We start from the raw sequence: 22,127 nt of genomic DNA, 5'->3' as shown, positions 1-22,127 counted from the left end.
CGAGGAGGGTGCCATGTCGATTCGCTTCACGAACGTCACACGCCGCCGCGCGTTGACGATCGCCGCCACGGCCGTCACCGTCGCGCTCGCCGCCGCCGGCTGCGGCGACGGCGGATCCGCCCCGGCACTGCCGGGACAGGCGGACGGCCAGAAGGTGGCCCAGTCCGTCTTCGACGCCGCACCGGTGGCGTCGGACGCCGACATCCCGGCCGGCTCCACCATGGACATGATCCGCAAGCGCGGCTACCTGAACGTCGGCGGCTCCCTCGACGCCCCGCTGCTGTCCCAGCAGAACCCGGTCAGCGGCGACATCGAAGGCTTCGACGCCGACATGGCCAAACTGCTGGCCAAGTACATCATCGGCAAGCCCGAGGTGAAGACGGTGACCATCGGCACCCAGACCCGGGAGGCGATGCTCCAGGCGAAGTCGGTGGACGCGGTCTTCCAGACCTACACGATCACCCCGCAGCGGGCCACCCAGGTCGCCTTCGCCGGGCCGTACCTGACCTCCGGGCTGGCGGTCGCCGTGCGCAAGGACGAGACGGGCATCAAGGGCGTCAAGGACCTGGCCGGCAAGACCGTCATCGTCGGCGCCAACACCCCGGCGGTCACCGCGCTGCCGAGCGCCGCCCCCGGCTCCAAGCAGGTCGCCTTCGCCACCGACCCCCAGGCGGTGCAGGCGCTGCTGCAGAAGCGCGGCGACGCGTACGTGCAGGACTTCACGCTGCTCGCGTCGAACGCCAAGACGAACCCGGGAATGAAGGTGGTCGGCGACCCCTTCACCACCGAGGCGTACGGGATCGGCCTCACCCGGGAGGACACCCAGTTCAAGGAGTTCGTCAACAACTGGCTGCGGAAGATCCAGGCCGACGGCACCTGGTCGAAGGTCTGGCAGAGCACCCTCGGCTCGGTGGTGGAGGGCGGCACGCCCACCCCGCCGGCGATCGGGTCCGTCGAGGGCTCCTGAGGATCACTCCCACACCATGGAAGCCCTCACCGGTCACCTCGACGAACTCGGCCACGGGCTGCTCACGACGGTCCACCTGACCGTCGTGACCACCATCGGCGCGCTGCTGCTCGGCGTCGTCGTGGCGACCCTGCGGGTCTGCCCGGTACCGCTGCTGCGCGGCGTCGGCATGGTCTACGTCGAGGTCCTCCAGAACCTGCCGCTGCTGGCACTGCTGGTCCTCTTCGTCTTCGCCCTGCCGACGATCGGCATCACCTTCCCCCTGTTCACCTCGGCGGCCATCGTGATCGCCGCCTACGAGGGGGCGTACCTGGCCGAGGCGATCCGAGCCGGGATCAACACGGTCGGGGTGGGGCAGGCCGAGGCGGCACGCGCCATCGGGCTCACCTTCAGCCAGTCCCTGCGGTACGTGATCCTGCCGCAGGGACTGCGCGCGGTGATCCAGCCGATGGGCAACATCTACATCGCGCTGCTGATGAACACCTCGCTCGCCGCCGCGGTCGGGGTGGTCGAGCTGACCCAGGCCGCTAACAACGTCAACCTCGTCGAGGCCCAGCCGATCGCCGTCTTCACCGGCGCCGGTCTCGCCTACATGTTGCTGGCGCTGCTGATCGGCCGGGTCACCGCGACGCTGGAGCGAAGGTGGGCGATCGTGCGATGAACCCGAACCAGCAGATCCTCTTCGACGCGCCGGGCCCACGGGCTCAACGCCGCATCCGGATCGCCACCGTGCTGGGCGCGCTCGTCCTCCTCGGCGGGCTCGCCTGGGCGATCCACCGGTTCGCCAGCTACGGCGAACTCGCCGCGGAGCGGTGGCAGCCCTTCACCACCTGGCCGATCTGGCGATACCTGCTCAACGCGCTCTGGTCGACGCTGCTCGCCGCCGCGGCGACCGCCGTCCTCAGCGCCGCGCTGGGGCTGCTGCTCGCGCTCGGCCGGCTGTCGGCACGACGGCCGCTGCGGTGGCTGGCCGGCGCGTACGTGGAGGTCTTCCGGACCGTACCCGTACTGCTCCTGGTCTACGTGACGCTCTTCGCGCTGCCCAAGTACGGCCTGAACTTCCCGCTGTTCTGGAAGCTCGTGGTGCCGCTCGTCGTCTCCAACTCGGCTGCCTTCGCCGAGATCTTCCGGGCCGGCATCAAGGCGCTGGACCGGGGCCAGACCGAGGCGGGCCTCGCGATCGGGCTACGCCGGGGGCAGGTGATGCGGCTGGTCGTGCTGCCACAGGCCTTGCTCCGGCTCACCCCGTCCCTGGTCAGTCAGCTGGTCGGGCTGCTCAAGGACACCTCGCTCGGCTTCGTGGTCGGCTACACCGAGCTGCTCTACAGCGGTCAGGTGCTCGCCTCCTACACCCACCTGCTGATCCAGACGTTCCTGGTGGTGGCGCTGATCTACCTGGTGGTCAACGCCTCGCTGTCGAAGCTCGCCCGCGTACTGCAGGCCCGCAACGGGCGGCTCACCCGCGGCCGGTCCACGGCGCCCGGCCCGGCCACGCCGCCGCTCACCCAAGGGGGAACCGCCCGATGACCACTGCCCGGTACGCGGAACTGGCGCGGGTGACCCGCAACGGCTTCGTGGAGAGCCGGCACTACGGCAGCGTGGTGGTGCTCGACCCGTCCGGTGCCGTCGCGCTGCGCGCCGGCGTACCCGACGAACCGGTGCTGCCGCGCTCCACCCTCAAGCCGGTGCAGGCGCTGGCCTGTCTGACGGCCGCGACGGCCGCCGACCCCGCGTCGCCGGCCGCCGCGTCGCTCGCCGGGCCCGCACTGGCCATCGCCGCCGGCAGCCACACCGGCGACGACCGGCACGTCGCGGTGGTACGGGGACTGCTGACCGCTGCCGGGCTGACCGAGGCGGCGCTGGGCTGCCCGGTCGACTGGCCGGAGGACGAGGCGACGCGGGAGCGTCTGGTCCGGGCCGGCGAGCAGCGCAGCCAGATCCGGATGAACTGCTCGGGCAAGCACGCCGCCATGCTGGTCGCCGCCGTCGCGCGGGGCTGGTCGACGCGGGACTACCTCGACCCGGCGCACCCGCTGCAACGGGAGATCGCCGCCAGCGTCGCCCGGCTGGCCGGCACCGGAGTCACCGCCGTCGCAGTCGACGGCTGCGGCGCGCCGCTGTTCGGCCTGCCGCTCACCGGCCTGGCCCGCACGTTCCAGGCGCTGGCCACGGCGCGGCCCGGCAGCGACGAGGCGCGGGTGGCCGAGGCGATGCGCCAGCACCCGGAACACGTCGGCGGCTGGCACGGCCATCCGAACACCGACCTCATGCGGGCGCTGCCCGGGGTGCTCGCCAAGGGCGGCGCCGAGGGCGTGCTGGGGGTGGCGACTCCCGACGGGTACGCGGTCGCGGTGAAGGTGATCGACGGCAGCCCTCGGGCCACCTCCTCGATCGCGCTCGCCGCGTTGACGGCCGCCGGTGCGGCCGTCGACGGCGCCCCGGAGCTGCGCCGGGTGCCGGTGCTCGGCGGCGGTGAGCCGGTGGGCGCCGTCGACGCCGCCATCGATTGGACCGCGGGAACTCCCCGCACGGAGAGGGAAAAATGATGACGAACTTCGAGATCTGCATCGACAGCGTCGAGGGGGCGATCGCCGCGGAGGCGGCCGGCGCCGATCGGGTGGAGCTCTGCTCCGCGCTCTTCGAGGGCGGGCTGACCCCGAGCATCGGCACCATCGAGGTCGCCCTGCGCAGCGTGGACCGGATCCGGGTGCACGTCATCATCCGGCCGCGGGCCGGTGACTTCATCTTCTCCGAGCACGAGGTCGAGGCGATGGTGCGCGACGTGCGGGCGGCGGTGGCGGCCGGCGCGCACGGCGTGGTGATCGGCGCACTGACCGCCGAGGGCGACGTCGACGTCGCCACCACCCGCCGGCTGATCGAGGCCGCCGGCGACGCCAGCGTCACCTTCCACCGGGCGTTCGACATGGTCCGTGACCCGTTCCAGGCCCTGGAACAGCTCATCGACCTGGGCGTCAGCCGGGTGCTGACCTCCGGCCAGGAGGTGAGCGTGTTGGAGGGAGCCCCGCTCATCGCCGAGCTGGTCCGCCGCGCCGGTGGGCGCATCATCGTCATGCCGGGTGGTGGCATCACCCCGCGCAACATCGCCCGCATCGTCGAGGCCACCGGCGCGCGGGAGTACCACTTCGCGGCGCTGGTCACCTCGGACAGCCCGGCCGTGCACCGGAACCCGGCGCCGTTGATGGGCGGCAGCCTGAACCGCTCCGAGTACGAGCGCTCCGGCACCTCCGGCGAGCTGATCGGGAAGGTGCTCGCCGCCGCCCGCGCCTGACCGCCCGACCGAACCGACCGCCACCAGCCGAGGGGTCAACGCGACGCGGAGGGGAACTCCTCGAGGTACGCCTCGACCCGCTCGGCGGTGGCGGGCCGGGCCAGCGCGAAGCCCTGCCCGTACCGGCAGCCCGCCCGGTACGCGCCCTCGACCTGGGCGGGTGACTCCAGCGCCTCCGCCACCACCTCGACGCCGAGCCGCTCGCCCACGCTGACCACCACGTCGATCAGCGGGCGCTGGGCGCCCGGCGCCCCGTCGACCAGGCTGGCGCCGACCTTCAGCAGGTCGATCGGGAGCCGGCGCAGCTGCGCCAGTGAGGCGTGCTCGGCGCGGAAGTCGTCGAGCGCGGTGCGGACGCCGAGCGAACGCAGCCCGGCCAGCCGCGCGACCACGGTGGGCAACTCGTTGCCGACCCGCGGCTCGGCCACCTCCACCACCAGCCGATCGGCCGGCACCCCGTAGGCGGCGAGGACCGCGGCCGTGCGCTGCACGAAGTCGGGCGTGGTCAACTCGCCGGTGGTCACGTTGACCGCCATCCAGAGCTGCCGGCTCTCGGCCGACCACTCGGCCAGTTGGCGGCAGGCCCGGTCCAACACCCACCACTCCAGCTCACCGACGATGTCCAGGTCCTCGGCCACCGGCAGCAGCTCGGCGGGGAGCACCGTGCCGAGCACCGGGCTGCGCCAGCGCAGCAGCGCCTCGGTGCCGACCGGCAGCCGGTCGGCCAGCCCGAGCACCGGCTGGTAGACCAGGTCCAGTTCGCCCCGGGCGACCGCTCCGGGCAGTTCCCGCTCCAGGTCGAGCCGGCGGACCAGCTGCTCCTCCAGGAACGCGTCGTACCACTCGACCCGGTCCCGGCCGAGCTGGACGGCCCGCCGCCGGGCCAGGTCGGCCTGGCGCAGCACGTCGTCCGGGCCGCCGCCGGTGACCTCGGCCAGCCCGATGCTCGCCTGCACCCGCAGCACCGCCCCGGCGACCTGGTAGGGCTGGGTCAACGCGGCCAGCAGGCGGGTGCCGAGCGCGTACGCCAGCACCGGCCCGACCGCGGTGACCACCGCGAACCCGGCGCCGCCCAGGGCGGCGAGCAGATCGCCGCGGCCGACCACCGCGCGGGCCCGGTGGACCACCTCGGCCAGGACGTCCTCGCGGAGCGCCGGTGCGACGCCGTCGGTGCCGGGGACGTGCAGGTCCACCACCAGCAGCGCCCCGGCCGGCGGCGCGGCCTGGCTCAGCGGGGCGAGGGCGCGCAGCAGCGCCGACCGGCCGGCGAGCCCGGCCGCCGCGGGCGCCGCCATCGGCTCGGACACGGTGACCGCGGGCGGGGCGGCTTCCCGGCCTGCTGCCGGAAGCCCGGCCGCTGGTCCGGACGCCTCCACCGGCGGTCGTCGGCGCGCGCGCCGGCGGTCGGCCGAGTGGGCGCCTCCGCCGGACTCGGCCTCGCGCAGCAGTTCGCGGAGCACCAACGGCGGGACCGCCGCCAGGGCGAGCAGGACGGTGACGCGGTCCGGCGGCAGGGCCGAGCCGACATGCCAGCCGGCGGCCAGCAGCAGCGCCACCGCCGGGACCACCGCCCGCGGCCAGCGCGGCGCCGGGCGGGCCGCCGCCGGCTCGATCACGACGGCACGCCGCGCGCCGGCCGCGGCGAGCAGCATCCCGACCACCAGCGGCGGCAGCGCCAGCAGCGTCCACCGGCCCGCGGCCGGCGCGGCGGGGAGGGCCGCCAGCAGCACCAGCCCGAACAGGATCAGCGCCACGCCACCCCGGCAGGTGGCCGCCCCGGGCCGGCGGTGCGGGCCGGTCAGCGCGGTGAGCGCAGTCATGCCGAGCACCCCGAGCAGCAGCGCGGCCGCCAGCCGGGCCGAGTACGGCCCGGCGGAGCTGGGCAGCAGCAGCCAGCCGGCGAGGGCCAGCCCGATGGCCGGACCGGCCGCGTCGGCGAGCCGGCGCAACCGGACCCGGCCGGGCGGTCGCGGTGGACCGGGCAGCCGGCGCAACCCGAGGACGGCGAAACCCGCCATCACGGCCGCTCCGGATCCGGCCGCGGCCGGTCGGCCCCGCTCGATCAGCGGCAACAGGGCGGCGGTGAGCCCGGCGGCGACCACGGCGACGTCGAGCAGCAGGGCGGCCGAGCGGGCCGAGGACCACGCCCGCCGGGCGGCCCGGGTGGCAGCTGCCCGGGGCTCGGCCCCGGCGTCGCGGTGAGCGTCGACGGGTGGCCGGGCGGCAAGCCGGGAGAGCCGTACGCCGGCGAGGGTGGCGCCGGCACCAACCGCGAGCGTGGCCACGGCCACGGCCGGGAGCAGGCCGACCGCGGCGCCGAGGACGAGCAGCGCGACCGCCGCGAGCGCGGCGGTCTCCGGCACCATCCGGCGGGGCAGGCGGGCACGGGACGGGGCGGCGAGGGGCACGACGGTCGCCTTCGTGAGGGGGCACTGGGGCGGTACGGCGGTGCGCGGGCGTCGGACGGATCGGGTCGGGGGCGGGTCCGGTGCCCAACCATCGTGAACGATCGGCGAGGGGAATGGGTTACGGCGAAGCCTCGCGCCGGACAAGTGACCCTGGCCACTCCGCGACCCGACCGGAGGCCGGACGCCGCCCGACGCGCGGCCGTCCGGGACGGGGTGGGATCATCGCAGGGTGAGTAAGCCCGACACCGTCCGCTTCCGGTACAACCAGGCGATCCTGGCCGCGGCGATCATCGCCTTCATCGGCGCCCTGCCGCTGGCCAACGCCCGGGCCTACCTGCTGCCGGTGCTGCTCGTTCCGCTGGCCGTCGGGGTCTGGGCCTGGCGGGCCGGCACCGACGCCGACGCCCGCGAACTACGCCTGCGGGCGCTCACCGGGCAGCGCCGGATCGCCTGGGACCGGGTCGTCGAGCTGACCACCGACCCGCGCGGGCGGGCCGTGGCCCGGCTCGACGACGGGCAGCAGGTCGTCCTGCCGGCGGTACGCGGGACCGACCTGCCCCGGCTCGTCTCGGCCACCGGCCAGACGCTGCCCGGCGCGGCCGAGGCGAGTCAGTAGCCGTCCACCACCGCGTTGATCAGCGGCTGCCCGGCCGCGAACCGCCGCACCTGGTCCCCGACCAGCCGGTAGGCCCGCGGCAGCAGACCACGCACCGAGCCGGCGACGTGTGGGGTGAGCAGCACGTTGGGCATGTCCCACAACGGGTGGTCGGCGGGCAGCGGCTCCGGATCGGTGACGTCCAGCGCGGCGGAGATCCGCCCGGTGCCGAGTTCGGCGACCAGCGCCTCGGTCCGGGCCACCGGCCCCCGGGCGGCGTTGACCAGCAGCGCGCCGTCCGGCATCGCGGCGAGGAACGCCGCGTCGATCAGCCCACGGGTCTGCTCGGTGAGCGGCACCAGCACCACCACCACGTCCGCCTCCGGCAACAGCCGCGGCAGCTCCTCGACGCCGTGCACGCCCTGCTCGGGCCGGGCCGTCCGGGCGACCAGGGTGAAGCTCACGTCGAACGGCGCGAGGCGGTCGCGTACCGCGCTGCCGATCGAGCCGGCGCCGACGATCAGCACCCGCTTGCCGGTCAGCTCGTCGGTCGGGGCCACCGCACCGAACGCCCACTCCCGGCGGGCCTGCGCCAGGGCGAAGGCGGGGAACGCCCGCAGCTGAGCGAGGATCGCCGTGACCACCCACTCGGCCGTGGACGGGTCGTGCACACCACGGGCGTCGCAGAGCGTGACCCCGTCCGGCATCCGGCCGACCCAGGCGTCCGCGCCCGCGGAGAGCAGCTGCACCACCGCGAGGTCGGGAAGCTCCTTCAGCAGCGCGCCGGCGTCCGAACCGGCGAGGAACGGCGGCACCCAGAACCGGACGCCGGCCACCTCCGACGGAAGCTTCTCGGGCTGCTCGGCGACCTCGACCGTGACCTCCGGGGGCAGCTCACCGAGGAGCGCCAGGCCGGCCTCATGCGGAATCCATACCTTCACGCCCGACGACGATAGCCCCCGTCGGTGGGGGCATGTCAGCGCACGTCCCCGCCGCCGGGTGCCGGGGCGAGCGGGGGAGGAATTGGCAGGCATCGGCAGTCGGTCCAGCGGGGTATAACGAGAAGCCGCAGCGCCCACCGGCCTCCGTCCACCCGCAGACAGGTGCACCATGATCGACCGCTCCGCGCACGCCACCCCGCGTGCCGCCGCCGCGCCCTCGGCGCTCGCCGACCCGGCTCGGCTGCGGGCGCTGGCGGACACCAGGCTGGACGCGGCGCCGGACGAGGCGTTCGACCGGTTCGCCCGGCTGGTGAGCGACCTGCTCGACGTGCCGGTGGCGCTGGTCTCACTGGTCTCCACCGACCGCCAGTTCTTTCCCGGGGCGGTCGGGTTGCCGGAGCCGTGGGCCGGCCGGCGGCAGACCCCGCTGAGTCACTCGTTCTGTCAGCACGTGGTCGACATCGAGGTGCCGATGGTGCTGCCGGACGCCCGGCTGCATCCCCGGGTCCGGGACAATCTGGCGATCACCGACCTCGGCGTGGTCGCGTACGCCGGGATGCCGCTGACCGACCTGTCGGGCAACGTCCTCGGCTCGCTCTGCGCGATCGACAGCAAGCCTCGGTCGTGGACGGCGGCGCAGCTGCGTACCCTCGCCGACCTGGCCGCCGCCTGCTCCTCGGAGCTGCGGCTGCGGATCGCGCTCGACGGCGCCGAGGAGGCGCGGCGGCGGGCGGAGGAGGCGCACGAGCGGCTGGAGCTGCTCGCCGGCCTGAGCGAGACGCTGGGCGGCACGCTCGACGTGGGCACCGCCCTGCGCCGGCTCGCCGAGACCACGGTGCCGCTGCTGGCCGACTGGTGCCTGGTGTCGGTGGTCGGCCCGGCCGGGCTGCCGCAGGAGGTCGCCGCGGTGCACCGCGACCCGTCGCTGGCGGCGGACGTGAACCGCTTCGCCCAGCTGATGCGCACCGGGCTGGCCCCGGAGTCGATCACCCGGGCGGTGCTGCGCACCGGCCAGCCGGTGCTGGGCAGCGCGGCCACCCTGGCCGACGTGGAGCGGGGCACGACCGGCCCGGAGATGCCGGCGATCGCCGCCCGGCTCGGCTTCGCGTCCCACCTGAGCGTGCCGATCACCACGGCCGGCGGCACGGTGCTCGGTGCGATCACCCTGGTCAACGGCGCGCGCCGACGTCAGTTCGACGACCGCGACATGCTCACCGCGCTGGACGTCGGGCGCCGGGCCGGGCAGGCCATCGGCAACAGCTCGATGTACGGCGAGCAGCGGCACGTCGCCGAGGTGCTGCAGCACAGCATGCTGCCGCGGCTGCCGGAGATTCCGGGCCTGGAGCTGACGGCCCGCTACCAGCCGGCGGCCGACCGGGTCGAGGTGGGCGGCGACTGGTACGACGCGTTCGTCCAGCCCGACGGCGACCTGATCGCGGCGATCGGGGACGTGGCCGGGCACGACATCGAGGCGGCAGCCACCATGGGCCAGCTCCGCAACATGGTCCGGGGCAACGCCTTCGGCCGGCCCGACGAGGTCGGCGAGCTGATGACCCAGCTGGACGACGCGATGCGCGGCTTGCACCTCAACACCGCCGCCACCGCGACCCTGGTCCGGTTCCGCGTCGACCCCACCGGCGGTCGCCTGGTGACCTGGTGCAACGCGGGGCACCCGCCGGCGCTGGTGGTACGCGCCGGCGGAGCGGTGGAGGTGCTCGCCGGGTCGCCCGAACCGCTGCTCGGGCTGGTCCGGCCGGTCCGCCGGACGACGCGGCGGGCCGCCTTGGCCGCCGGTGACACCCTGCTGCTCTACACCGACGGGCTGATCGAGCGGCGGGACCGACCGATCGACGAGGGGTTGGCCGAGCTGACCGGCTGGCTCGCCGGGACGCACCGGCTGCCGCTCGACGAACTCTGCGACCGACTGCTCGGCACGGCCCACCGCGGCGAGGACGACGTCGCGCTGTTGACCGTCCGGGCACGCTGAGGCGGCGCACCGGCCACTCCTGTCGCCGACCGCCCCGTGCGGGCCGTGCGGCGGGATACCCTGGGCCGGGTGAGCGCCCGTCCCCCGTACCCTCGCATCCGCCGCGCCCGGGTGGCCCTGGCGGCGTCGTGCGCGGCGCTGCTGCTGGCCGCGACCGGTTGCAGCTTCGGCGAGCCGGAGCCCGATCCGGCGGGCGAGCCGCCGAACTTCCCCACCCCGTCCACCTCTCCGAGCCAGGGCGGCGCCGGCCAGCAGGTGGTGGCCACGGTACTGGCCAAGGGGCTGCGGGTGCCGTGGGCGATCGGGTTCCTGCCCGACGGGGCCGCGCTGGTCACCGAACGCGACAGCGGCCGGATCCTGAAGGTGGGCCCGGAGTCCGGGCCGGACGGCCTGCGGGTCAGCGTGGCGCACACCATCACCGACGTGGCGGCGGCCGGCGAGGGCGGCCTGCTCGGCATCGCCGTCTCCCCCGCCTACCAGCGGGACCGGACGCTTTTCGTCTACTACACCACCGAGCGGGACAACCGGATAGTCCGGCTCCAACTCGGCGAGGAGTCGACCCCGATCGTCACCGGCATCCCGAAGGCGGGCGTGCACAACGGCGGCGGGTTGGCCTTCGGCCCGGACGGGCAGCTCTACGCGAGCACCGGCGACGCCGGTGACCGCCCGCGCGCCCAGGACGTCAAGAACCTGGGCGGCAAGATCCTGCGGATCACCCCGGACGGCAAGCCGGCAGCCGGCAACCCGTTCCCCAACTCGCCGGTCTGGTCGCTGGGGCACCGCAACGTGCAGGGCTTCGCCTGGGACGCCGCCAAGCGGATGTACGCGGTGGAGTTCGGCCAGAACACCTGGGACGAGATCAACGAGATCGTCAAGGGTAAGAACTACGGGTGGCCGCAGGTGGAGGGGCGCTCCGACGACAAGCGCTTCGTCAACCCGATCACCCAGTGGCGGACCTCCGACGCCTCCTGTTCCGGTCTGGCCGCGGTGGACCGGCTGCTGGTGACCGGGTGTCTGCGCGGCAAGCGGCTCTGGGTGGTCGAGCTGACCGACACGGGCACCGTGCTCGGCCAGCCGCGCGAGCTGCTGACCAATCGCTACGGGCGGCTGCGGGCGGTGGCCGCCGCGCCGGACGGCTCGCTCTGGGTGACCACCTCCAACCACGACGGACGGGGCGACCCGACGCCGGAGGACGACCGGATCCTCCGACTGGTCTTCGCCGACGGCGGTGCCGGACGGAGCTGACCCGGGGCCGGGTTTCCGGCCGGCCGTCCTCAGGTTTGCCAAGATCCTTCTACGGGCAGGTCAGGATTTCACCATGGACGGGCAGCAGAACGAGGAGCACGCCACCGGGGACGACCAGTCCCCGGCGGCCGGCCGTCGCCGCCGCTGGACGGCGCGTCGCGGCGAGCCCCGGTCCGGCTGGTTCCGCGCGCTGCGGCTGGCCGGGCTCATGCTGGCGGTGGCAACGGTCACGGTGACCGGGGTGGTGCTCGGCGTCCTCGGCGGAGGCCGGGTGGACACCGACATCGGACCGTTCCAGGCGACCCTCACCCTCACCCCGACCACCGACGGGGGAACCACCGTCGACGTCCCGCCGCTGGGAGCGCTGCTGCTGAACAGCCATGACGGGCCGACCCGGCTGACCGTCCGGCTCGGCGCGCTCGACCAGGGGCGTACCGAGGCGCTGATCGACGACCCGGCGAGCATCCAGCGGGCCAGCCAGTCCGCCGTCGAGGACGTCCGGTCCGGGGTGATGCGGCTGGGGCTGCGTACCGTCGGCGCCGCGGTGCTGGCCACCCTGCTGCTGGCCGCGTTGGTCTTCCGGAACGTGCGCCGCACGGCCTGGGCGGGCGGGTTGGCGCTGCTGGTCACCGTCGGCAGCCTGGGGGCGGCCGCGGCGAGCGTGCGCCCGCAGGCGATCGAGGAGCCACGGTACGAGGGGCTGCTGGTCAACGCACCGGCGATCGTCGGCGACGCGCGGCGGATCGCCAACGACTACACCCGCTACGCCGAGCAGCTCCAACGGTTGGTCGGCAACGTCAGCCAGCTCTACACCACCGTGTCGGCGCTGCCGGTGCTCGAGCCCGCGCCGGACACCACCCGGGTGCTGCACGTCTCGGACATGCACCTCAACCCGACCGGTTGGCAGCTGATCCGGACGGTGGTGGAACAGTTCGACATCGACGTGGTGATCGACACCGGGGACATCACCGACTGGGGCAGTGAGCCGGAGGCGTCATTCGTCGGCTCGATCGGGCTGCTGCGCAAGCCGTACGTGTTCATCCGGGGTAATCACGACTCGAACCGGACCGCCGCGGCGGTGGCCCGGCAGCCGAACGCGATCGTGCTGGACAACACCACCACCACGGTCGCCGGGCTCACCATCGCCGGCATCGGCGACCCGCGGTTCACCCCGGACAAGAACACCTCTCCGGCCGGCAGTGGGCTCACCAAGCAGGTGGCCGAACAGGTGATCGGCGTCGGCGAGCAGCTCGCCAGCACCGTACGCAGCTCGCCCCGACCGGTGAACATCGCGCTGGTGCACGACCCGGCGTCGGCCGGCCCGCTCTCCGGCACCTGCCCGCTGGTGCTGGCCGGGCACACCCACGCCCGGCAGGTCTCCAAGCTGCCGCAGCAGCCGGGGCAGATGCCGACCCAGCTGATGGTGGAGGGCTCCACCGGCGGCGCCGGGCTGCGTGGCCTGGAGGGTGAGAAGCCAACCCCGCTGTCGATGAGCGTGCTCTACTTCGACAACAAGGACAAACTGCTCCAGGCGTACGACGACATCACCGTGGGCGGCACCGGCCAGGCCCAGGTGAGCCTGGAGCGGCACGTGATCCAGGACCCGAAGGCCGGCGACCCGGTCCCGGTCACCCCAACCCCGACCCGCTAACCCCCGCGCCCGCGCGCCCTCGCGCCCCGCGCGCCCCGCCGATCATGCAGTTGTGGTGGGGGACCAAAGGTACGAATGATCGCACAACAGGCACCACAACTGCATGATCGGCGGGTAGGGGTGGGGGGGTGGGGTGGGGGCAGGGCCGTCAGCGTAGGGAGAGGGCGGCCAGGGCGGCGTTGACGATGCTGCCAGGCAGCAGGTCGTGCAGCTCGTACAGCTCGGCGACGCTGCCGGACTGGCCGAACTCGTCCACCCCGAGCGGTACCGCGGGCACACCCAGCGCGGAGCCGAGCCAGGCCATCGCGTGCGAGGCCGCGTCGTGCACCGTGACCACCGGCGCCCGATGGTCGAAGGCCGATCGGAGCGCCCCCGGCACGCTCGGCACCGTCGCGGTGCGCACGCCCTGCCGCAGGGTGCGCTGCCAGGCCCGGTAGAGCCGGTCCAGCGAGGTGATGTCCACGACGTGCGCGGCGATGCCCTCGTCGGCCAGCTCCGCCGCTGCGGCGAGCACCTCGGGCAGCACCGCGCCCGACGCGGCCAGCTGCACCACCGGTGCGTCGACCAGGTGCGGGTACGCCTGGTGGGCGTCGACCAGCCGGTACGCGCCGGCCACCGCTTGCCGGCGCAGCACCGCGTCGCCCAGCCGGGCCCGGGCCGCCTCGAACGGGGCCTGGTCCAGCGGCCTCGTGCTGAGCCGGAAGTAGTACGCGCCGTCCTCGGCCGGCGCGGCCGTCGCCGGCGGGGCCGCCCCGGCGGCGATCTGGCCGAGGGCGTCGCAGAGCAGCCAGTCCAGGGTGACCGCGTACGCCGGCTCGACGAAGGTCACTCCCGGCAGCTCCAGCCCGACCGAGGCGGTGATGGTCGACTGGTGCGCGCCGCCCTCGGGGGCCAGGGTGATCCCGGACGGGGTGCCGGCGACCACGAACCGCGAGCCGGAGTAGGTGCCGTAGAGGAAGGCGTCCAGCCCGCGCAGCACGAACGGGTCGTAGACCGTGCCCACCGGCAGCAGCGGCTGACCGGAGAGATCCCAGGCGAGGCCGAGCTGACCCAGCAGCAGGAACAGGTTCATCTCCGAGATGCCCAGCTCGATGTGCTGCCCGGTCGGGCCCTCGGTCCAGCGCAGCATCCGGTCCTCGGTCCAGGAGCGCTGGGCGGTCGGGGCGAACACCCCGGTCTTGTTGATGAACCCGGCGAGGTTGGTGGAGGTGGCCACGTCGGGGGCGGTGGTCACCAGGTGCCGGCCCACCTCGGCGTCCCGGGCCAGCTCCACCAACACCCGACCGAAGACCTCCTGGGTCGAGACCGGCTTGTTCGCGCGTACCCGGGTGCTCTCCGGGACGGTGACCCCCAGGGCCCGTTCGCGCGGCGCGCGGGCCAGCGCCTCCCGGCGCTCGCCGGCCCGGATGCCGGCCTCCGACGCCGGGTCGAGCCGGTCCCACTCGGTCTCCGGCGTCAACCCGTGCGCGGCCCGCAGCGCCTCGACCTGCTCGCCGGTGAGCAGCGCGGAGTGGTTGCGCGGGTTGCCGGCGATCGGCAGTCCCCAACCCTTCACCGTGTACGCGAACACCACGCTGGGCCGGTCGGTGACCGCGTCGCACTGGGCGTACGCGTCGAGCAGCGCCGCCAGGTCGTGCCCGCCCAGGTCGGTGACGAGCGGGCCCAGCTCGTCGTCTCCGATGTCCGCCACGAACGCGCCCACCTCGGCCGGCGCGCCGTCGAGGAACTGCTTGCGCAGCGCCGGCCCGGCCAGCCCGAAGAGCGACTGGTACTGCTCGTTGGGCATCGCGTCGATCCAGTCACGCAGCGCGGACCCGCCCGGTCGGTCGTACGCCGCGGCGAGCTTGCGGCCGTACTTGACCTCGACCACGTGCCAGCCGGCCGCCTCGAACTGACCCCGCCACTGGTTGATCCGCACCCCGGGCACCACCCGGTCCAGCGACTGGCGGTTGAAGTCGACCAGCCACATGACGTCGCCGAGGCCGGTGGTGGCCGGGTCGGCGACGGCCTCCCAGATGTTGCCCTCGTCCAGCTCGGCGTCACCGATCAGCGCGATGAACCGGGACCGCGGCCGGGCGCCGAAGTGCGCGTCGACGTAGCGCCGGGTGGCCGCGGCGAAGAGCGGCGCCGCCGCGCCGAGGCCCACCGAGCCGGTGGAGAAGTCGACCTCGTCCGGGTCCTTCGTGCGCGACGGGTAGGACTGCAGGCCGCCGCGGGCCCGTAGCCGGGTGAGGTAGGAGCGGTCGAGGTTGCCCAGCAGGTACTGGATGGCGTGGAACACCGGGGAGGCGTGCGGCTTGACCGCCACCCGGTCGGCGCCGTCCAGGTGCGCGAACCAGAGCGCGGTCATCGCGGTGACCAGCGAGGCGCTGGACGCCTGGTGCCCGCCGACCTTCACACCGTCGCCGGTGCTCCGGTCATGGTTCGCCGCGTCCACGATCCGGGTGGCGAGCCAGAGCACCCGCCGCTGGATCTCGTCGAGGACGTCGAGGTCGTGCTGGTTCACGGTGGCTCCATCCGGGCGTCGCCGTTGACGCCTTCCGAGGGGGGTGCGGGGTCGCGCCGGCCGGGACGGCGAGCGGCGGGGGTGTCAGCAAGGGCCCCCTCCGCCGCCCGGAGGCGTCGGAAAGGGCCCTTGGCCGCAGAGTCAGCCCTGGACGCCGAGGCGGGCCAGGATCAGTTCACGGACGGTCTTGGCGTCGGCCTGGCCGCGGGTGGTCTTCATGACCGCCCCGACCAGGGCGCCGGCCGCGGCGACCTTGCCGCTGCGGACCTTCTCGGCGATCGCCGGGTTGGCGGCGATCGCCTCGTCCACCGCGGCGGTGAGCGCGCCGGTGTCCGAGACGACCTCCAGGTTCCGGTTGGCCATGATCTCGGTCGGCGAACCCTCGCCGGCGACCACACCCTCCAGCACCGTCCGGGCCAGCTTGTCGTTGAGCTTGCCGGCGTCGACCAGGCCCTGCAGCTCGGCCACCTGGGCCGGGGTGGCCCCGATGTCGGTCAGCTCCACGCCGGTCTCGTTGGCCCGCCGGGACAGCTCGCCGAGCCACCACTTGCGAGCCGCGGCCGGGCTGGCGCCGGCGGCCACGGTCTGCTCGATCAACTCGACCGCGCCGGCGTTGAGCACCGACTGCATGTCCAGGTCGGAGAGGCCCCACTGCTCCTGGAGCCGGCGCCGGTGCACCCGGGGCAGCTCCGGCAGAGCTGCCTTCAGCTCGGCCACCCAGGCCGGGTCCGGCGCCAGCGGCACCAGGTCCGGCTCGGGGAAGTACCGGTAGTCGGTCGCGGTCTCCTTGGACCGGCCCGGGGTGGTGTCGCCGGTGTCCTCGTGGAAGTGCCGGGTCTCCTGGGTGATCCGGCCCCCCGCGTCGAGCACCGACGCCTGGCGCAGCATCTCCGAACGCACCGCCCGCTCGACGGAGCGCAGCGAGTTGACGTTCTTCGTCTCGGTACGGGTGCCCCACTCCTGCCCGGGCAGGTTCAGCGACGTGTTCACGTCGCAGCGCAGCGAACCCTCCTCCATCCGGACGTCGGAGACGCCCAGCGAGCGGATCACGTCACGCAGCTCGGTGACGTAGGCGCGGGCCACCTCGGGTGCGAGTTCACCGGTGCCGGGGACCGGCTTGGTGACGATCTCGACGAGCGGGATGCCGGCCCGGTTGTAGTCGACCAGCGACTCGGTCGCGCCGTGGATCCGCCCGGTGGCGCCGCCGACGTGCAGCGTCTTGCCGGTGTCCTCCTCGAGGTGCACCCGCTCGATGCCGATCCGCACCAGCTCCCCGTTGACCTCGACGTCCAGGTAGCCGTCGAAGCAGAGCGGCTCGTCGTACTGGCTGATCTGGAAGTCCTTCGGCATGTCCGGATAGAAGTAGTTCTTCCGGGCGAACCGGCACCACTCGGCGATGGAGCAGTTCAGCGCCAGACCGATCCGGATCGTCGCCTCGATGGCCGCCTTGTTCGCCACCGGCAGCGAGCCCGGCAGGCCCAGGCAGACCGGGCAGGTCCGGGTGTTCGGCTCGCCGCCGAAGTCGGTCGGGCAGCCGCAGAACATCTTGGTGCGGGTGCCCAGCTCGACGTGGGTCTCCAGGCCGATCACCGGTTCGTAGCGCGCCACGACCTCGTCGTACGCGGGCAGTGTCGTCGTCATCGGTGCTCCTGCCTCACAGTGCCGGTGGGGTGAACGTGCCGACGGCGCTCTCCAACGCGGCGGCGACCCGGTACATCCGGTCGTCGGCCATCGTCGGGGCCATCACCTGCAGACCAACCGGCAGACCGTCGGAGAGCCCGCACGGCACCGAGATGCCCGGACCGCCGTACAGGTTGGTCGGGATGGTGAACAGGTCGGCCAGGTACATCTGGTACGGGTCGGCGGTGCGCGCGCCGATCGGGAACGCCACGAACGGGGTGGTCGGCGAGATCAGCGCGTCCACCTGCTCGAACGCCGCGGTGAAGTCCCGGGTGATCAGGGTGCGGACCTTCTGCGCCTGGCCGTAGTAGGCGTCGTAGTAACCCGAGGAGAGTGCGTACGTGCCGAGCATGATGCGGCGCTTGACCTCGGGACCGAAGCCGGCCTCGCGGGTCAGCGACATGACCTCCTCCAGCGACCGGTTGCCGTCGTCGCCGACCCGCAGGCCGAACCGGACGCCGTCGAACCGGGCCAGGTTGGAGGAACACTCGCTCGGCGCGATCAGGTAGTACGCCGGCAGCGCGTAGGTGAAGTTGGGGCAGGACACCTCGACGATCTCCGCACCCAGCTTGGTCAGCGCGTCGACCGCCTCGCGGAACGCCGCCATCACGCCCGGCTCGGCGCCCTCGCCGATGAACTCGGTCACGATGCCGAGCTTCACGCCGGTCAGGTCGCCGCTCGCGCCGAGCTTCGCCGCGGCCACCACGTCCGGCACCGGCTGCGGGATGGAGGTCGAGTCGCGCGGGTCGTGCCCGCCGATGACCTGGTGCAGCAGCGCGGCGTCCAGCACGGTACGCGCGCACGGGCCGGGCGTGTCCAGCGACGAGGAGAACGCCACCAGGCCGTAGCGGGAGGTGCCGCCGTAGGTGGGCTTCGCGCCCACGGTGCCGGTGACCGCGCCGGGCTGGCGGATCGAGCCGCCGGTGTCCGAACCGATCGCCAGCGGCGCCTCGTACGCGGCGAGGGCCGCCGCGCTGCCGCCGCCGGAGCCGCCCGGGATCCGGCTCAGGTCCCACGGATTGTGGGTCACGCCGTACGCGGAGTATTCCGTGGAGGAGCCCATGGCGAACTCGTCCATGTTGGTCTTGCCGAGCATCACCGTGCCGGCCGCGCGCAGCCGCTCGACGATCGTCGCGTCGTACGGCGGGCGCCAGCCCTCGAGGATCTTCGAGCCGACGGTGGTCGGCACGCCTCGGGTGGCGAGCACGTCCTTGACCGCGACCGGCACACCGGCCAGCGGGCCGAGCGGCTCGCCGGCCGCGCGGCGCTCGTCCACCGCGCGGGCCGAGGCCAGCGCGCCCTCGCCGTCGACGTGCAGGAACGCGTGCACCCGCTCGTCGACCGCGCCGATCCGGTCCAGGTGGGCCTGGGTGACCTCGACGGCGGAGGCCTCGCCGCCGGCCACCAGGCCGGCGAGCTCCGTCGCGGTCATTCTGGTCAGGTCGCTCATGAGGCCACATCCTCGGTCAGGATCCGCGGTACGCGGAACCGCTGCTCCGCCACGTCGGGTGCGCCCGACAGCGCCTCCTCGGGAGTCAGACAGGGCGTCTCGACGTCCTCACGGAGCACGTTGGTCAGCGGCACCGAGTGCGAGGTCGGCGGGATGTCCGCCGCGGCGACCTTGCCGACCTGGGCGACCGCCTGGAGGATCACGTCGAGCTGGCCAGCGAAGGTGTCCAGCTCCTCCTCGGTGACGGCAAGCCGCGACAGGCGCGCGAGGTGCGCGACCTCCTCGCGGGAGATGGCGGCCATCGGTGCCCCCTTCATGACGGTCCTAGGTCCGGCTGTCTGCCGACCGCGCGGCGATGCGGAGTGACGCGCGGTGACCGGAGCGAGTCTATTGTTCCGCGCCGGGGCCGCGTCCCCGACTCCCCCTCCGCCCGGCAACCGGACGCATCCGGCGCCGCCGGCGGGGGCGCCCAGCGGCTTCGCCGACCACCCGGACGGGTGCGCCGCGCCACACCCGGCGCTCTCGGCGGGGAAGCCGACACGGGCTAGCGGGCGTGTCTACGGCGGGCGCCCGGGTCGGGGCCGCCGGTGGGGCGCACCGGGCGATACCGGGCCAGCCAGGTGACCAGCTCCTCGGCGGGCATCGGCCGGGCGTAGAACCAGCCCTGGGCGGCATCGCAGCCGGCGGCGTGCAGCATCCGCCAGGTCCGCTCGTCCTCCACCCCCTCGGCGACCACCCGCAGGCCGAGCGCCCCGGCCAGCTCGATCATCGACCGGACGATCGCCGCGTCGTCGGCGTCGTCGGCCATCCCGAGCACGAAACTGCGGTCCACCTTCACCTCGGAGAGCGGCAGTCGGCGCAGGTGTTGCAGGGACGAGTAGCCGGTGCCGAAGTCGTCCAGGGCGATCGCCACCCCGATGCGATGCAGCCGGGAGATGGTGGCCAGCACCCGGCGGGGGTCGGCCATCAGCGCCCCCTCGGTGATTTCCAGTTGCAGCCGTCCCGGCGGTACGCCGTACCGGGCCAGCCGGTCGGCGATCTGGTCGGCGATCTCGCCGGTGTGCAGGTCCCGGACGCTCACGTTGAGCGCGGCCCGCAGCCCGATGCCGGCGGCCGACCACTTGGCGAGCTGCTCCACCACGTCGTCCACCACCCGGCGGGTGAGCAGCCGCATCACCGCGCTCTGCTCGGCGACCTTGATCAGCTCTTCCGGGTCGACCATTCCGCGGCGCGGGTGCCGCCAGCGCAGCAGCGCCTCGACGCCCACCACCTCGCCGGTGGCGATGGCGATCTGCGGCTGGTAGTACATGGTGATCTCGCCTGCGTCGGCGGCCTGGTCGGTCTCCGCGTCCCGCCCGCCGGAGCGCCCCCGGTGCGGGCGATCGCCGTTGACCAGGGCAGGCAGGCCCGCTCCGGGCCGGTCCTGCCCCGGCCTCCCGCCCGCTCGCCGGCCCTCGGCGCCGGAGTCGAATCCGGCACCCGCCGCCGGCCCGCCCGAGTCCGTCCCGGCGTCCGACTCCGTCGATGGCGCGTCGCCGGTTCGGCGCTCGGCGGCTGCGCCCCGGCCGACGGCCGGTCGCCGGTCGATGACCGATCCCCGATCGACCACCGCCGTAACCGGCCGGCCGGCGCGCCGACGGGTCGGGTCGGCCCCGGTCACGATCTGGCTGATCAGCTCGTCGTCGGGCACCACCTCGGGCCGGGGGCCGCGGCGGCGCAGCCGCCACCGGGCGAACCGGCCGCCGTCCGGCGTGGCGGCGACGGCCGTCGTGCCGGCGCTGTCGCCGGCGAGCGCGGCGCCAGCGGCACCCGCATCGCCGCCGCTACCGGCGACAACGCCACGGTCCTCGGAAGCGGCGAGTAGAACGGCGGGGGTGTCGTCGTCGGGGGCGGCGAGCGCGGCACCGTCCCCGCCGCGTGCCCCACCCGGTGTCTCGGCGACCGGGCGCGCCGAGCCCGGCCCGGGTGTCTCCGCGACGGCCGACCGGCCCTGGCCCGGAGCATCGGCCTCCGCACCGACGGCGGGGTCGTCGAGGGCCGGACCGGCATCGAGTACGCGGCGCAGGTCGGCGAGGAGACCGAGCCGCTCGGCGGAGTTGTGGTCGGACTCCGCGGCGTAGACGGCGACGGTGTCGTTGCGGTGCTTGGCGTCGTACATCGCCACGTCGGCGTGGCGCATCAGGGTGGCGAAGTCCTCGCCGTGCTCGGGGAAGAGCGCGATGCCGATCGACCCGCCGACGTCCAGCGGCAACCCGTCCAGCGGCACCGGCTCGGCGAGCGCCCGCACCACCCGGTCGGCCAGGTCGCGGGCCTCGGCGACGTCCAGCAGGCCGGTCATCACGATGGCGAACTCGTCCCCGCCGAGCCGAGCGACCATGTCCCGGCCGTCCACCACGGCGGTCAGCCGCTGGCTGACCTCGACCAGCAGCCGGTCGCCCACCGCGTGCCCGAGCGCGTCGTTGACGTTCTTGAACCGGTCCAGGTCGATCAGGAGCAGCGCCAGGTGCCCGTCGGGCTCTCCACGCCCCGATCGTTCGGCGTGCAGGTGCACCTGCTCGGCGACCTCGGCCAGCAGCGCCTTGCGGTTCGGCAGGCCGGTGAGCGGGTCGAGGGAGGCGAGCTGCTGCTGCTCGACGGTGAGCCGAGCCATCCGGTAGACGGCGAAGAGCGGCACCAGCACCAGCGGGATCAGCGCCGCGCTGGTGTGGGCCGCCGCGACCAGCACCGGTGCGAGCAGCAGCAGCGACCCGGTGGAGAGCAGCTCGAACGCCAGCCCCTGGCGGAAACTCGGCCACCACCGGTCGCCGAAGCGGAGCCGGACGGCCGCGCTGACCAGCCCGTAGTTGACCACGAACCAGGCCACCGTCGCGCCGGCGACCGCCAGCACGTCGGAGGAGTGCAGCGCACCGCCCGCGAAGATGGTGCCCGGCCCGAGCCGGGTGATCGCGTACGCGGCGGCGAGGGCGCAGGCGTACTGGCCGACGTTGAACGCGGTGCGCCAGGCGGCGTGCCGCAGTCGCCAGCCGGAGACGATCACGGCCACCGCCTGCACCGCCACCGCCGGGCCCAGACCCCACCCGAGCAGGATGGCGAAGGTGAAGCAGGTGGACGGGAAGACCGCGGAGGACTGCCGCCGCCCGGGCGGGACGAAGGGCCGGGCGTCACAGACGACGGCCAGGGCCGCCATCGTCCAGAACGCCACCGGCAGGTCGGGCAGCTGATCCGGCAGCGTCGCGAGTGGACCGACGGAGAAGAGCAGCGCCGCCGTCAGGACCGCGCCGATGAAGGCGGTGAACGGCCCCAGCCGCCCGGGCGGGATGAGGTTGCGCGGATCGGCGACCTCCATCACACCTCCCGGAAAGCGGTCGGCGCGCCCGTTCACGCGCCGTGCACCAATGAAACGCCCTC

General features: G+C 74.1%; 16 protein-coding genes. 9 read left to right on the top strand and 7 right to left on the bottom strand.

Annotation, left to right across the window (positions count from 1 at the left end; translation table 11 throughout):
- Positions 1 to 13 precede the first annotated feature (13 nt).
- The 5 genes from ACIP9D_RS11405 to ACIP9D_RS11385 are packed head-to-tail and all read left to right on the top strand — an operon-like array spanning position 14 to position 4,256.
- Complete coding sequence (locus tag ACIP9D_RS11405; protein ID WP_350869513.1) at positions 14 to 967, top strand: glutamate ABC transporter substrate-binding protein; 954 nt, start codon at positions 14 to 16, stop codon at positions 965 to 967.
- 16 nt (positions 968 to 983) lie between these two features.
- Positions 984 to 1,628, top strand: a complete 645-nt coding sequence (locus tag ACIP9D_RS11400) for an amino acid ABC transporter permease (protein WP_350869511.1) — start codon at positions 984 to 986, stop codon at positions 1,626 to 1,628.
- Positions 1,610 to 2,494, top strand: coding sequence for an amino acid ABC transporter permease (locus tag ACIP9D_RS11395; protein ID WP_350869507.1), 885 nt, complete (start codon positions 1,610 to 1,612; stop codon positions 2,492 to 2,494). Before ACIP9D_RS11400 ends, ACIP9D_RS11395 begins: the two co-directional genes overlap by 19 nt.
- Positions 2,491 to 3,513, top strand: coding sequence for an asparaginase (locus tag ACIP9D_RS11390; protein ID WP_350869505.1), 1,023 nt, complete (start codon positions 2,491 to 2,493; stop codon positions 3,511 to 3,513). The genes ACIP9D_RS11395 and ACIP9D_RS11390 overlap by 4 nt, the downstream gene beginning before the upstream one ends.
- Entirely contained in the window at positions 3,513 to 4,256 is a 744-nt protein-coding gene (locus ACIP9D_RS11385) for a copper homeostasis protein CutC (RefSeq protein ID WP_350869503.1), read from the top strand. Before ACIP9D_RS11390 ends, ACIP9D_RS11385 begins: the two co-directional genes overlap by 1 nt.
- 35 nt (positions 4,257 to 4,291) lie before the next feature.
- Here the strand turns inward: ACIP9D_RS11385 and ACIP9D_RS11380 are convergent, their stop codons facing one another.
- Positions 4,292 to 6,664, bottom strand: a complete 2,373-nt coding sequence (locus tag ACIP9D_RS11380) for a bifunctional diguanylate cyclase/phosphodiesterase (RefSeq protein WP_350869502.1) — start codon at positions 6,662 to 6,664, stop codon at positions 4,292 to 4,294.
- Positions 6,665 to 6,893: 229 nt separating this feature from the next.
- Between ACIP9D_RS11380 and ACIP9D_RS11375 the strand changes: the two genes are divergently transcribed.
- Complete coding sequence (locus tag ACIP9D_RS11375) at positions 6,894 to 7,280, top strand: PH domain-containing protein (protein ID WP_350869501.1); 387 nt, start codon at positions 6,894 to 6,896, stop codon at positions 7,278 to 7,280.
- Here ACIP9D_RS11375 and ACIP9D_RS11370 read toward each other — a convergent pair.
- A complete protein-coding gene (locus ACIP9D_RS11370; protein ID WP_350869498.1) occupies positions 7,274 to 8,200 on the bottom strand; it encodes a 2-hydroxyacid dehydrogenase in 927 nt (308 codons plus the stop codon). The genes ACIP9D_RS11375 and ACIP9D_RS11370 overlap by 7 nt on opposite strands.
- Positions 8,201 to 8,369: 169 nt before the next feature.
- Between ACIP9D_RS11370 and ACIP9D_RS11365 the strand changes: the two genes are divergently transcribed.
- The 3 genes from ACIP9D_RS11365 (at position 8,370) to ACIP9D_RS11355 (ending at position 13,083) form a co-directional block, all read left to right on the top strand.
- Positions 8,370 to 10,187, top strand: a complete 1,818-nt coding sequence (locus ACIP9D_RS11365) for a SpoIIE family protein phosphatase (protein WP_350869496.1) — start codon at positions 8,370 to 8,372, stop codon at positions 10,185 to 10,187.
- Positions 10,188 to 10,256: 69 nt separating this feature from the next.
- Positions 10,257 to 11,432: a PQQ-dependent sugar dehydrogenase gene (locus tag ACIP9D_RS11360; protein WP_350869494.1), complete on the top strand. Its 1,176-nt coding sequence runs from the start codon at positions 10,257 to 10,259 to the stop codon at positions 11,430 to 11,432.
- Between the two features lie 73 nt (positions 11,433 to 11,505).
- Positions 11,506 to 13,083 (top strand): metallophosphoesterase, encoded by a 1,578-nt coding sequence (locus ACIP9D_RS11355; RefSeq protein WP_350869492.1) that lies wholly within the window; start codon positions 11,506 to 11,508, stop codon positions 13,081 to 13,083.
- A 148-nt stretch (positions 13,084 to 13,231) separates the two neighbouring features.
- On the opposite strand, the gene ACIP9D_RS11350 is transcribed toward ACIP9D_RS11355, so the two are convergent.
- The 5 genes from ACIP9D_RS11350 to ACIP9D_RS11330 form a co-directional block, all read right to left on the bottom strand.
- On the bottom strand, positions 13,232 to 15,589 hold the full coding sequence (locus ACIP9D_RS11350; RefSeq protein ID WP_350869491.1) for a transketolase-like TK C-terminal-containing protein: 2,358 nt from the start codon (positions 15,587 to 15,589) through the stop codon (positions 13,232 to 13,234).
- A gap of 141 nt (positions 15,590 to 15,730) precedes the next feature.
- Complete coding sequence (gene gatB / locus ACIP9D_RS11345) at positions 15,731 to 17,230, bottom strand: Asp-tRNA(Asn)/Glu-tRNA(Gln) amidotransferase subunit GatB (RefSeq protein ID WP_350869489.1); 1,500 nt, start codon at positions 17,228 to 17,230, stop codon at positions 15,731 to 15,733.
- A gap of 13 nt (positions 17,231 to 17,243) precedes the next feature.
- Entirely contained in the window at positions 17,244 to 18,719 is a 1,476-nt protein-coding gene (gatA, locus tag ACIP9D_RS11340; RefSeq protein WP_350869487.1) for an Asp-tRNA(Asn)/Glu-tRNA(Gln) amidotransferase subunit GatA, read from the bottom strand.
- Positions 18,716 to 19,021 carry an Asp-tRNA(Asn)/Glu-tRNA(Gln) amidotransferase subunit GatC gene (gatC, locus tag ACIP9D_RS11335; RefSeq protein WP_350869484.1) on the bottom strand — a complete coding sequence of 102 codons (306 nt, stop codon included), beginning with the start codon at positions 19,019 to 19,021 and terminating at the stop codon, positions 18,716 to 18,718. The genes gatA and gatC overlap by 4 nt, the downstream gene beginning before the upstream one ends.
- 242 nt (positions 19,022 to 19,263) lie before the next feature.
- A complete protein-coding gene (locus tag ACIP9D_RS11330; protein WP_350869482.1) occupies positions 19,264 to 22,065 on the bottom strand; it encodes a bifunctional diguanylate cyclase/phosphodiesterase in 2,802 nt (933 codons plus the stop codon).
- Between the last annotated feature and the right edge of the window lie 62 nt (positions 22,066 to 22,127).

The organism is Micromonospora sp. NPDC093243, from assembly GCF_044753725.1.
Taxonomy (GTDB): Bacteria; Actinomycetota; Actinomycetes; order Mycobacteriales; family Micromonosporaceae; genus Micromonospora.
Note: the sequence above shows the minus strand (reverse complement) of the source record. Positions and strands in the feature narration are given on the sequence as shown.

Excerpts from the sequence above, each read along its gene's own strand:
- gatA (WP_350869487.1), bottom strand. The coding sequence starts at position 18,719 with ATGAGCGACCTGACCAGAATGACCGCGACGGAGCTCGCCGGCCTGGTG.
- ACIP9D_RS11405 (WP_350869513.1), top strand. The coding sequence starts at position 14 with ATGTCGATTCGCTTCACGAACGTCACACGCCGCCGCGCGTTGACGATC.
- ACIP9D_RS11385 (WP_350869503.1), top strand. The coding sequence starts at position 3,513 with ATGACGAACTTCGAGATCTGCATCGACAGCGTCGAGGGGGCGATCGCC.
- ACIP9D_RS11330 (WP_350869482.1), bottom strand. The coding sequence starts at position 22,065 with ATGGAGGTCGCCGATCCGCGCAACCTCATCCCGCCCGGGCGGCTGGGG.
- gatB (WP_350869489.1), bottom strand. The coding sequence starts at position 17,230 with ATGACGACGACACTGCCCGCGTACGACGAGGTCGTGGCGCGCTACGAA.
- ACIP9D_RS11365 (WP_350869496.1), top strand. The coding sequence starts at position 8,370 with ATGATCGACCGCTCCGCGCACGCCACCCCGCGTGCCGCCGCCGCGCCC.
- ACIP9D_RS11355 (WP_350869492.1), top strand. The coding sequence starts at position 11,506 with ATGGACGGGCAGCAGAACGAGGAGCACGCCACCGGGGACGACCAGTCC.
- gatC (WP_350869484.1), bottom strand. The coding sequence starts at position 19,021 with ATGGCCGCCATCTCCCGCGAGGAGGTCGCGCACCTCGCGCGCCTGTCG.
- ACIP9D_RS11400 (WP_350869511.1), top strand. The coding sequence starts at position 984 with ATGGAAGCCCTCACCGGTCACCTCGACGAACTCGGCCACGGGCTGCTC.
- ACIP9D_RS11390 (WP_350869505.1), top strand. The coding sequence starts at position 2,491 with ATGACCACTGCCCGGTACGCGGAACTGGCGCGGGTGACCCGCAACGGC.